Origin of the sequence: Vitreoscilla stercoraria DSM 513, from assembly GCF_000382305.1 — a bacterium.
GTDB classification, from domain to species: Bacteria; Pseudomonadota; Gammaproteobacteria; order Burkholderiales; family Neisseriaceae; genus Vitreoscilla; species Vitreoscilla stercoraria.
In genome coordinates this window covers 153,141-165,146 of sequence record NZ_KB908022.1, presented here as the reverse complement: position 1 = coordinate 165,146, position 12,006 = coordinate 153,141, and the positions used below count along the sequence as shown (strand labels likewise).

Annotated in this window: 8 protein-coding genes; 6 read left to right on the top strand and 2 right to left on the bottom strand. The window is 42.3% G+C overall.

The window, feature by feature from the left end; translation table 11 throughout:
* Window positions 1-95 precede the first annotated feature (95 nt).
* The 6 genes from fic to H150_RS13795 all read left to right on the top strand — a co-directional run bounded on the left by fic (window position 96) and on the right by H150_RS13795 (window position 7,346).
* Window positions 96-1,211: a protein adenylyltransferase Fic gene (gene fic / locus H150_RS0105270; RefSeq protein WP_019958013.1), complete on the top strand. Its 1,116-nt coding sequence runs from the start codon at window positions 96-98 to the stop codon at window positions 1,209-1,211.
* Between the two features lie 367 nt (window positions 1,212-1,578).
* Window positions 1,579-2,235 (top strand): DUF805 domain-containing protein, encoded by a 657-nt coding sequence (locus H150_RS0105265; RefSeq protein ID WP_019958012.1) that lies wholly within the window; start codon window positions 1,579-1,581, stop codon window positions 2,233-2,235.
* 361 nt (window positions 2,236-2,596) lie between these two features.
* Window positions 2,597-3,487, top strand: coding sequence for a helix-turn-helix transcriptional regulator (locus H150_RS0105260; protein ID WP_019958011.1), 891 nt, complete (start codon window positions 2,597-2,599; stop codon window positions 3,485-3,487).
* 685 nt (window positions 3,488-4,172) lie between these two features.
* A complete protein-coding gene (locus H150_RS0105255; protein ID WP_019958010.1) occupies window positions 4,173-5,357 on the top strand; it encodes a branched-chain amino acid ABC transporter substrate-binding protein in 1,185 nt (394 codons plus the stop codon).
* A 99-nt stretch (window positions 5,358-5,456) separates the two neighbouring features.
* Window positions 5,457-6,320, top strand: a complete 864-nt coding sequence (locus H150_RS14735; RefSeq protein ID WP_019958009.1) for a LysR family transcriptional regulator — start codon at window positions 5,457-5,459, stop codon at window positions 6,318-6,320.
* A gap of 93 nt (window positions 6,321-6,413) precedes the next feature.
* Window positions 6,414-7,346, top strand: coding sequence for a DMT family transporter (locus tag H150_RS13795; RefSeq protein WP_081619548.1), 933 nt, complete (start codon window positions 6,414-6,416; stop codon window positions 7,344-7,346).
* 176 nt (window positions 7,347-7,522) lie between these two features.
* On the opposite strand, the gene hglS is transcribed toward H150_RS13795, so the two are convergent.
* On the bottom strand, window positions 7,523-8,929 hold the full coding sequence (gene hglS / locus H150_RS0105240; RefSeq protein WP_019958007.1) for a 2-oxoadipate dioxygenase/decarboxylase HglS: 1,407 nt from the start codon (window positions 8,927-8,929) through the stop codon (window positions 7,523-7,525).
* Between the two features lie 33 nt (window positions 8,930-8,962).
* Window positions 8,963-12,001, bottom strand: a complete 3,039-nt coding sequence (gene ydiJ, locus H150_RS0105235) for a D-2-hydroxyglutarate dehydrogenase YdiJ (protein ID WP_019958006.1) — start codon at window positions 11,999-12,001, stop codon at window positions 8,963-8,965.
* Window positions 12,002-12,006: the final 5 nt, after the last annotated feature.

Genomic DNA, 12,006 nt, shown 5'->3' with positions numbered 1-12,006 from the left:
TGTTTAAAAAATGCCAAAAATTAACTATGTTTGATTGATATGTACACGCTGTAAACATATACTGAAAACATGTTTAAAAAATAGGAATTTTCAACATGACTAATTGGAATGCAAATCAGCCCTATAATGCCCTTCCTTGTCTTCCACCGTCACAAGATGTTGAAACGAAGGCAATTCTTAAACAAGTGGTTAAATCTAGAGCCGCATTAGCTGAGTTAAAACAAGCAGCAGAATTAATACCCAATCAAAGTATGCTTATTAACACCCTTCCTATCATGGAAGCTCAAGCCAGTTCTGAGATTGAAAACATTGTGACAACCACAGATAAACTTTTTCAATTTATGGATTCTGAGTCTCAAGCAGACCCCGTAACAAAAGAAGCATTAAGGTACAGAACAGCTCTATTCAAAGGCTTTAAATCATTAGACAAGAGACCTTTGTGTACTCAAACAGCCATTTTGGTTTGTAGTGAAATCAAAGGTGCTGACATGGATATTCGCAAGGTAACAGGTACTGCTTTAAAGTCTACCCAAGATGGGCATACCATTTATACGCCACCTGAGGGTGAAAGTATCATAAGGGATAAACTATCTGATTGGGAAAAATTCATTAATGAGAATGAAGAGTTAGACCCCCTTATCATCATGGCTATTGCCCATTACCAATTTGAAGCCATCCATCCTTTTTCAGATGGCAATGGACGCACCGGACGAATACTTAATAGTCTAATGCTGATAGACAAAGGATTATTAACATTGCCTATCCTTTATCTAAGTCGTTATATTATCCAAACAAAAAATGATTATTATTCAGGCCTGTTAAATGTAACTCAAAATCAAGCATGGGAAGAATGGATTTTATACATACTCAAAGGCATCGAAGAAACTGCTAATTGGACAAGACTTAAAATAGAAACGATTCGTGCCTTGCAAGAACATACAGTTCAATATATTAAACAAACCAGTCCTAAGATATATACCTATGAGCTAGTAAATTTATTATTTAAACAACCTTACACAAGGATCGTTTATCTAGAAAAACTAGAAATTGTAAGCAGACAAACGGCATCTAAGTATTTAAAAGAATTGGTAAATATTGGTGTATTGCGTGAAGTTCAACAAGGTAGAGATAAATTATTTCTTCACCCCAAATTAGTTGATATACTAATCAACGATACCAACGAATTTATACCATATCCTATTGAAGCCTAATTGCAACAAAAAGCCTCCTGTTTTGGAGGCATTTTTATTTTTTGGGTTACAGGTTGGGTTACTAATCGTAAATAATAAAATAAAACCCTTATAAATCAATGATTGATTACAAAGGTTCGACAGACTTCCTCTCTGCCAATATTACTAAAAGCGTCCTGTAAACTTACAGGACGCTTTTTTCATGCCTTTAACATTCATGTCATCACCATGGACACATCTTGTCCAACGTTGCTCTTACACTGCCTTTCAATCGCTTCTCAAAAGACGAACCATTAAAATACTTTTTTCATACGGCATTGCTACCGCCATATCAACACGCCATCTATAAAAACGCCATATGCATTTTAACAACACAAAAGGATATTCTATGAAAGGTCAAATTTTAGATTTTTCACTACAAAAAGGTGGCGGTTTGATTCAAGCCGAAGATGGCAAACGCTATTTGTTTCGTGCCTCTGAATGGCAGCATACCAATGATCCATCCGCGGGGCAGGTGGTTGAGTTTGTGGCAGCGGATGAAAAATTTGCCATTCAAGTACACCCTATTCTGACCATAAAAAAACCTTCACCTGAGCCAACTCAAAAAATTCAATTTGCACACACAGCGACTCGCACAGCCACAACCACACCCGATGCCATCAGCCTATGGCAACATGCAGTGACCGCCGTCAAAGACAAATACACCCAATTTACAGGACGTTCACGTCGCCGTGAATACTGGGGATTTTTCTTATTTTTCAATCTGATTTCTTTAGGGTTGTTGTATTTGGTTCTGGTCGGGTCAACCATTTCCGAAGAAACTGCAAGTGTCTTATCTTTACCTTATTGGTTATTTTGTGTGGCAGTTTTTTTACCTCAACTTGCGGTCAGCGTACGCAGATTACATGACATCAACAAATCAGGTTGGTGGATATTGATTGGTTTAATACCATTGGTAGGCGGTATTTGGTTCATTATTTTAATGTGTACCGATGGCACACCAGATGACAACCAATTCGGCTCCAATCCTAAAAATATTGAATAAAACATTTCTATGTTAAATAACCTGCTTAAGCGACATAAAAGCTAAATTTTTATGACAAATTTTCCTGTTTGTCATAAAAAATTCTTTACAAGAAAGTATTATGCTGAATAATGAGCTAATATTTAAAGTAATTGGTTCATTTTATTTGTTTCACTACCATTGGGAGTAAATAACATGTCATTCGGCGCTCACTCATTTCAATTAACTTGCCCAAAATGTCAATTGCGTGGTCCCATTCAAAAATCAGAGACCATCACTGGACCTTTAGAATGCTTCAATTGTGATAACACACCATTAGAACGCCAGCCTGTTCACATATTAGATCAGCTGTTTGAACAATACATATCAAAACTTTAAATCTATGTCAGCCAATACCAAAAAACTAGCGGAGCGATTGAGTGCCATCTTGGTGGATTTGCACTCTGGCCAGCGCTTATCTGCCCACGGTTTGGCAGAAAAATATGGAGTGTCCCTCAAAACCATCAAGCGCGATTTGGGTCAGCGACTCGATAATCTGCCATGGTTGGAAACAGGTCCGCAATTTTATCGCCTCGACACCCAAAAAATGCAGCATACCAATTTGGAAACCTTAACCCGTTTTTGTCGGTTTGCTGCAATTAAAGAATTGTTTCCACCCATAGACCAAGCATTCTTAGACAATTTGCTGAAAGACCACATCTTGGTCAAAGGTCTAAAATATGAAAATATTCAAGGTTTAAAACAACAGTTTTTACAATTAGAACAAGCCATTGATTCGTGTCATATGGTGTATTTTGATTATTGCAAAATCAATGAAAAACAAGCCAAACCTTATACCATCGCCCCATATGGCTTGGTGAATAAAAACGGCATTTGGTATGTCATCGGTCTTGATCAAGACAAAGAAAAAACCTACAATTTCAAACAAATATCCAATGTTGAAATTTTGTCGACAACTTTTGAATGTGACCAAAATTTGAAAGAAAAACTGCGTCACAGTGACAGTTTGTATCATGGTAATCAAATTCAACAAATCACTTTACAGGTCAATCACAATATTGCACCGTATTTTCGCCGCCAAGCACAGTTTCCCAATCAAGATATACTCGAAACCTTGCCCAATGGTGATTTGATTATTCAATGTCGAGACATCAATCCTGTAGAGGTATTGCCTATGGTGAAATACTGGTTGCCACATATCACCATTATCAGCCCACGCAGCTTGCAACAAGACATCAAAGACATGTTGAATCAGTATTTACAAGCGTCCTGAAAGACATTGAAAGAGCTTATTTGGTGTTTACAGAATGACCATCCCTATGTTCTCAGAAACCTCGTTTTCTGAGAACATATTCAAATGAATCATACTTACTCATTTGAAATATTACAGCGAGTGGCTCGTATTGATCCCAAACAGCGCAATGATTGAACATCCGATACAATGAACAGCCATTGTTGCTATGGTCAATGAGCAGCAATACACCCCAAAGTGGGTACATGAATCAATCTGTTGACAGCTCCGATGTGACTGACAATCAGGCGGCTTGCTATCGATTGCAACAGATGAAACAATTGGAAAATTCAACCCAAATAACACAGCTCAAGACAAGCTGTCTTCCAATACTCGACATTCACCATACCATCTACCTCAAATATACCTCGCCAAACATCACGTTATGTACGACTAATTTTGATTTTTTTAACAAAAAATAACATTTATTTTGACTTTTTTTTTTAGCAGATATCTATTTTTAAAAAAATCTTAATAATCTATGAATAAATGCCTTCACCATACAAATCAATCCTTAGTCAATTTATTTCAAAATGAATAAATACATATGCATGTCTTATGATTCCTAATTGGAATGAGTATTGTCTATTTTTTCGTTTGAATTGAATTGTTTAGAATATTAGCCTGAATCCAAACAACAACCCTCAATGTAATAGGAAGACAGGCTATGCACATCATCAAATCAGGATTGTATTTGGGTAGTTTAAGTATCATGGCTCTGGCTTTAGCTGCCTGTGGTCAAAACACAGAAAAAGCTGCTGCGTCAGCAGATGCTAAGCCTGCTAGTGCCACTTCAGGAGAAGGCATTACAGTTTTGATTGGTACGGTGAATCCATTAACAGGCCCATTGACTCACTGGGGCGTAGATTCTGCCAATGGTATTAAATTGGCGATTGAAGATGCCAACAACAAAAAATTGGTTTGGGATGGTAAACCTGTCACATTTGAATTGATTTCAGAAGACGATATGGCAGATCCTCGTGTTGCCACGCAAATGGCAGATCGTTTGGTCGACAAAAAAGTCAGTGCGGTGGTAGGTCACTTTACTTCCAGTACTGCCATTCCTGCGAGTATGACTTATGATACTGCCAAAATTCCACACATCACTTATTCTGTCACTGGTGCCAAATACACCCAACAAGGTTTTGAACATGTTTATCGTGTGATTGCCAGTGATGCGCAACAAGCTGTTGGCATGGCTAAATTTGCGGTTGAAAAATTAGGCATCAAAACCTTCAGCTTGGTACATGACAAAGGTGCTTATGGCGAAGGTTTGGCAACTGACTTTGGTAAAGAAGCTGAAAAATTAGGCGCCAAAATGTTGTCAACCGAATTCACCACCACAACCTCGGCTGAATTCAGCTCGGTTGCAACTGCGATTAAAACCAAACAACCTGATTTTGTCTTATACGGTGGCATGGATGCACAAGCTGGTCCTTTGGCAAAAGAATTGCGCAAACAAGGTGTGACTGCTCAATTTATGGGTTCTGATGGCATTAAAAGCGAAGAAATGTTGAAGATGATTGGTCCAATTGATGGTGTATACGCCTCAACAGCAGGTGCGACCACGGACAAAATGCCTGGTTACAGCGAGTTTGCTACACGCTATCAAGCCGCTTACAACCAACCGATTGCCACATTTGCACCTTACTCTTACGATGCTACCCATGTCATCATTGCAGCTATGGATCAAGCCAAAAGTGCCGACCCTGCCAAATACGCGCCATTGATTCGCAAAACCCAAATGCAAGGCATCACTGGTGCGATTGCATTTGATGAAAAAGGTGATTTAAAAGACAGCGCTCAAACCGTTTACATCGCCAAAGGCGACAAATGGGAAGTGGCTATGTAATAATGCATTTACCATAAAGATGCAATTTTAACAGACTTCATCTCAGCACTTTAGGCACCTTAAACCTGATTTTAAGGTGCCTTAACCTTAAGGGTATATGTGAGCAATTATGAATCCCAACATCCCTCCTTAACCGCACTGCGAGTATTTACCTCAGTCGGTCGCTTTCACAATATCACTCGTGCTGCCAATGAGTTAGGCATTAGCAAAGGTGCCGTTTCCCAGCACTTACATAAATTAGAACAAACATTAGACGTGAAGCTTTTTGAACGTCATGGCAAAGAATTGTCCCTCACCGAACAAGGTCGATTTTATTTAGCCGATTTGCGGCGTGCTTTCGACTTGATTGATCAATCTACCCAACGTCTGACAATCAACCAACGCGAATGGATTATCAGCTGTACGCCCACTTTTGCCGAATGTTGGTTGATTCCACGTTTGTCATCTTTACAACAGCTCTTACAAGGTCCTATCCGCATTATCGCCTCACCACAACGTGCCAATTTTATTGAAGATGGCGTAGACATCGCCATTCGCCAAGACAATCCTCCGTTTAGCGTGGCGCACTCCTCTTATCTTTTATACCATCGTGATTGGGTTTTGGTATGTCATGCTGATTTATACGATGTCTACCACCAAAATATCGCTGAGGAAAAATATTTAAACTTAACTTTTATCGGTGACAGCCACCACTTTGAAACCCACATTCCCGATTTGTCCATGAAGATTCAAAACATGCGCTCTATTCGCATGAGTACCGCAGCATTATCTATGCACACATGCTTAAATAAATTAGGTATGTGCTTGATAGATAGATTTTTTATCCGAGAACACTTAGAAACAGGACGCTTGAAAATCTTAGACAGTTTTCCAGATTTTCAACAAGATGCTTTTTATTTGATTCATGACAAACACAAGCCATTACCTGAAGAATTGATTGCGTGGTTTAAACAGCAAAACTAAACAAAACTCGCATTAAAACTAAACCAAAAACCTTTATCCTGTGAGCATGTATTTTTTAACTGTATCTGACTATTTTCACAGGATAAGTTTTTCATGAAAACACAGACTTGGACTATTTTTGTCATTTTAGGTCTTGTATGGGGATGCAATCCCTATTTCACACAAATGGCACTGCCATATTTGAGTCCCATCGAATTGGTTTGGTGGCGAATTTTGTGTGGCATGGTGCCACTGTTAATCATTGCCATCATCAGCAAAGCCATGTCTTGGCAACATTTGCGCTATGCGCATCACTTTTTTATCATGTCTTTACTGGCAACTTCGTTGTATTACATCTTATATGCTTATGGCACCAAACTCATGCCTTCAGGCATTGCAGGTGTTTTGAGCGCATCAATTCCTTTGTTTACTTTTATCAGCAGTATGATTTTCTTGCGCCAAGAAAGTGTGAGTCGTGCGGCCATGTTGGGAATGGCTTGGGCAAGTGCGGGCATCGTTTTCATTGCAGAACCTTGGAAGGCCGAAGGTGGTATCAATATATTAGGCGTGGCAGCGATATTAAGTGGCTCTTTGCTCATTGGCTTGTCGTTTGTATACGCACGCAAATATTTGGCACCTTTGAAAATCAAGCCCATCGCTTTGTCAGCTTATCAAATGGTTTTTGCTTTTCTCAGCTTATTATTCACCACACCCACTGCCAATTTGGGCAATGTGTTCCAATCCACCCACGCCACCATCGCCTTAATTTTAGGCTTGGGCGTGATGGGCACAGGCATCGCTTATTTGGCTTATTATTATTTGATTGAAACCATGGGTGCAGTCTTGGCATCGACTTCGACTTACTTGCCGCCTGTGGTCGCTCTGGTGATAGGCTATATGTTTGCAGGCGAAACCATCAATTTGATGCAAAGCATCGGTATTTTGATTTTATTAATTGGCGTAGCATGTATTCAATTTGGCGATACCGTTTGGCGCAAATGGCGACCAAAATCCGCTTGTCACAGTGCAGCATCCTGTAACAAATAAAACAGCATCCAATTTTTATTAAGCACATGATCAAGCGTCCTGTAATGTTTACAGGACGCTTGATTCATTTTAAATAAGCACAACAGATAAAAAAGCACAACAGCGTGATGTCATCCACTGTTGTGCTACCAACCCTTAAAGAATTAAGGGACCCAAGCAAAAAAATCCATTCAGTCTTACAAACCCAAAACTTTCAAAGCGTCCTGTAAAGATTGTGCACTGTCTTGTGCGTACAAATCCATTTCGCTCAATACTTTTTGACCCAAATCGCGCTCAAACAAATCTTGGTTTGACATAGAACCATAAGCCGAACCACGTGCCGCATCGCCCAAATTCGACTGGAAAATGCCTGCCGCAGACACTGGTAAAAAGTCTTCATAAGTCATCGGTTCAATACTCAAATAACCTTGTTCCAACAATTGCGCTTTGTTCAAAGACGCATCCAATTGTCCTGCTGCCTCGATGCCTTTGGCAGTGGCGCGATAATGGTAAAACGCTAAACCTTGGTCATGCAATTGCTGATGCGTATCAGGCAACACGCTGAAAATCTGTGCCAATTCCGTGTAATACGTGTCCAAATTGGCCGCCGTTGGCGCACCACCAATTTTCACACGCACTTCTTCTAACAATTGGTCATACAGCGCACGACCTTTGGCAGTCAACGCAACACCACGTTGTTCGATTTCACCAAAACGCGCCGAATGTTTGCCCATTTCACCTTCAGCTTGATCGGTAAAGCGGATGTCTTCGTTCAACGCTTTGAAACTGGTTTGGCGCAATAAAATCGGGCAGTGACGACGTGGTGGGCCTTCTACTGACAATTTAGCATCAATGCCACGCTCAGGCATCAAACGCTGCACTTCGTCAATGTCCAACGTGCGCGGGGTCAAATGATTAATATGCGGTCCTTTGAATGCCACCACATCCGCAATCAAACGGTGCTGGCTGCTCAACGCATCGTATTCATCTGCGGTAACGGTGGCATCTGAATGCCAACGGAATGTCTCCAAAGCTTCATTGACAAACACATTCGCTTCTTCTTCTGTCAAACCACCATTTTGTTCCGCCACATCGACCAAGCGCAAAGCTTCTTCAGTAAAGATATTGCGTTTGTCCAAAATCGCTTGCGCACGTTCACGCAAATCTTCGTCATCAATCAATTCCAAACGCAACAACGAACAAAATACACGAAACGGACTTTCAGTCATGGCTTCAGCCGTTACCGCACGAAAAGCCGTTGAATGCACAGGCACGCCCGCTGAAGCCAAATCGTAATACGCCACAGGATACATACCCATCACCGCAAACACACGGCGAATATTGAACAATTCTTCAGGCTTGCCCACACGAATGGCGCCATGACGCTCTAAATTTAAGCGTGACAACTCTTGGCTATTGGCCAAAATCAATTCTTCTTGCGGATTTTTGGTCAAATAATCGGCATTCACATCCGCAACCAACTGAATCAAATCGCCATACAAAGGCACTTCTTGTTGGTACATGTCCGACATCGCTTGCGAAAAACGCGCACGGATTTGGTCTGGGCTAATGGTATCGCTGCGTTGAGCGGTCAATTGTGTCATGGGTGGCTCCTGAAAAATCAATGTCGTTATGGTTTACGAAAGGTGTTTCAATAAAGCTTCTACGGGATGTTGCAAACGGGTGTGGCTCAATCGTTTGACTTGGCTGCGGCAAGAATAGCCTGTTGCCAAAACCCGTTTGGTATCCAATGCTTGTGCCAACATTGGCTGCCAAGATTGGCTGTAAATTTTTTTGGAAGTGTCTTGGTGTTCGGCTTCGTGACCATAAGTGCCTGACATGCCACAACAACCTGTGTTGACAGTATTTAAGGTCAGACCAAAATGGGTGAAAATTTGCTGCCATTGGCGTGTGGCGTTCGGTGCATTGGTTTTTTCGGTGCAATGCCCTGCCAATGTGAAGACTTCATTCGGATGTGGCGAGCGCAAAGTCAATTCATCCAAACGCGTCGCCAACCATTCTTGCGGCAACAACACTTCAAATGGCAATTCACGCATGTTCAAAGCTTTGGGATATTCTTGGCGATACACCAAAGTCATCGCAGGGTCCAAACCCACTAGCGGCAAACCTGTTTGTGCCGCACGTTCTAAAAATGCGGTATTTTTGCGCACCAAACGCTCAAACTGGCCCAAAAAACCATGCACTTGCAAGGGCTTGCCATTGGCAGCAAACGGCAACACAAACACTTTAATGCTCAAGCGTTGCAACAAACGCAACCACGCCATCCATACAGGCGTATCAAAATAACGTGTGAAAGCGTCCTGTAATAACAACACGCTGTTGCTAGAATTAAAACGGTGCGCATCAAACTGTGCCAAAGATTTTTCATCCAAAACCGTCACATTGAAATGTGCCCAATCGAGCACCGCTTCATCGCTCATGCGTGGTGCATCGACCAATTTCAACACTTTTTCTTGCAAACGTTGCACCCAAGCGTTGTCCATCACCATGTTGTAAGCTTTTGGAAAACGCGTCAGAATCGGCAAACCTGTTTCCAATTGTCCGATGGCAAAGTCACGCAATGGACGGGGATTTTGATGATGATAAAGCTGTAAAAAACGCGCTTTGAAGTCTGGTACATTCACTTTGACAGGACATTGTCCTGCGCAAGACTTACACGACAAACAGCCTTTCATCGCGTCATACACTTCATGCGAAAAATCATCGCTGCCTTTAGAAGCGTCCTGAAAGCGCAAAGCGATTTGATGCATGACAGATTGAAAAGTCGATTGGTTTTGAATGTGGTTTTCTTGCGCCAACACATCGCCTTGCTCACGCAACCACGTTTTCATCAAACTTGCACGCCCTTTGGGCGAATGCACACGATCACGCAAAGCTTTCCAAGATGGACACATCGCATCATGGGTGTCGTAGTTGTAGCACGCACCATTGCCATTGCAATGCACCGCATTGTGAAAACTGTTCCACACAGGCGTGGCAATTTTTTGGTCTAATTCACCTCGAAACGTCACTTCATCCACTGCCGTCAAACGCGCGTGTGGTTGCGTGGTAGGCGTGGCGATTTTTCCCGGATTAAATTGGTTGTGTGGATCAAACAAAGCTTTAACTTGTTGAATCAACGGATACACCGCACCAAAAAACGTCGGCGCATATTCAGAACGCAAACCTTTGCCATGCTCGCCCCACAACACGCCACCGTGTTTGTGCACCAAAGCCACCACCGCATCGGTAATCGGTTTGATTTTGGCCGCATCGCTTGAATTTTTCATGTCCAATGCAGGACGCACATGCAACACGCCTGCATCCACATGCCCAAACATGCCATATTCAACTTGCATGTCATCCAAAACTTGGCGAAATTCGGCAATGTAAGCGGCCAAATTTTGTGGTGGTACAGCGGTGTCTTCCACAAATGGCTGCGGACGACGCTCGCCTTGCACATTGCCAAGCAAACCCACCGAACGCTTGCGCATGCTGTATACCCGCTCAATCGCTACCGCACCTTGCGCTTGCGTCACATTCAAACGTTCAACGCTTGAATCGTCCTGTAAATGCTGTAAAAATTTCTGCACAGTTTGCTGCAATTGCGGCGCATCATCGCCTGCAAACTCAACCAAATTGATGCCCATCACCGCCGCTTTGCCTGCTTGTTCAGGGAAAAATTCCGCTACTTGGTTCCAAACAATATCGGCTTTAGCCAAACCCAATACTTTGGAATCTACTGTTTCAATCGACAACGGCTGCTTGGCCATTAATGCATTGGCATCGTTCAAAGCGTCCTGAAAGTTGGCATAACTGATATTGACCAATATGCGCTGAGTTGGAATGGGCAACACGTTGAGCGTGGCTTCGGCGATCAAGCCAAGTGATCCTTCTGCGCCACACAACACACTGTTGATATTGAATTGATCGCGCTCCAACACATGCGGCAAATCGTAGCCCGTCAAACAGCGATTGAGCTCAGGAAAAGCGTCTTGTATCGCTTGCTGATTTTGATGGACCAATTCATATAAGGATTTGAATTTGTTTTGTAATGACTCAGGCAACTGCACAATGTCTTGTTGCCAAGATGAAACCGACAAAGCTTTGGATTCCAAAACTTCGCCGCCAAGCAATACGGTTTTTAAACCCAAAACATGGTCACGCGTTTTGCCATATGTGCAACTGCCTTGACCGCTGGCATCGGTATTGATCATGCCACCGACGGTGGCGCGGTTGGAGGTGGACAATTCGGGCGCAAAAAACAAGCCATATGGTTTTAAGGCCGCATTCAATTGGTCTTTGACCACACCTGCTTGTACTGTAACCTGACGCTTGGCCACATCAATGTTTAAAATCTGATTCATGTGACGCGACACATCCACGACAATGCCATCGGTCAAAGACTGACCATTCGTCCCCGTACCACCACCACGAGCCGTGATGGTCACACTTTGAAAATGTGGCTGTGCCAACAAACGTGTGATTGCCTGCAAGTCTTGCGTGGTTTTGGGCAACACAATTGCTTGTGGCGTACGCTCATACACCGAATTGTCGGTTGCATAAACCGTCCGTTGTGCATCGCTGGTTTCAATGTCGCCATCAAATCCTTGTTGTTTCAGGACGCTTAAAAACTGTTCGGTCAATGGTTTTGCTGCCACATGAATCGGAATCATCGCAG

Bases quoted from the DNA above. Each gene is read 5' to 3' on its own strand.
- H150_RS0105265 (WP_019958012.1), top strand. From the start codon at position 1,579: ATGAAAGGTCAAATTTTAGATTTTTCACTACAAAAAGGTGGCGGTTTG.
- H150_RS0105260 (WP_019958011.1), top strand. From the start codon at position 2,597: ATGTCAGCCAATACCAAAAAACTAGCGGAGCGATTGAGTGCCATCTTG.
- H150_RS13795 (WP_081619548.1), top strand. From the start codon at position 6,414: ATGAAAACACAGACTTGGACTATTTTTGTCATTTTAGGTCTTGTATGG.
- fic (WP_019958013.1), top strand. From the start codon at position 96: ATGACTAATTGGAATGCAAATCAGCCCTATAATGCCCTTCCTTGTCTT.
- ydiJ (WP_019958006.1), bottom strand. From the start codon at position 12,001: ATGATTCCGATTCATGTGGCAGCAAAACCATTGACCGAACAGTTTTTA.
- H150_RS0105255 (WP_019958010.1), top strand. From the start codon at position 4,173: ATGCACATCATCAAATCAGGATTGTATTTGGGTAGTTTAAGTATCATG.
- hglS (WP_019958007.1), bottom strand. From the start codon at position 8,929: ATGACACAATTGACCGCTCAACGCAGCGATACCATTAGCCCAGACCAA.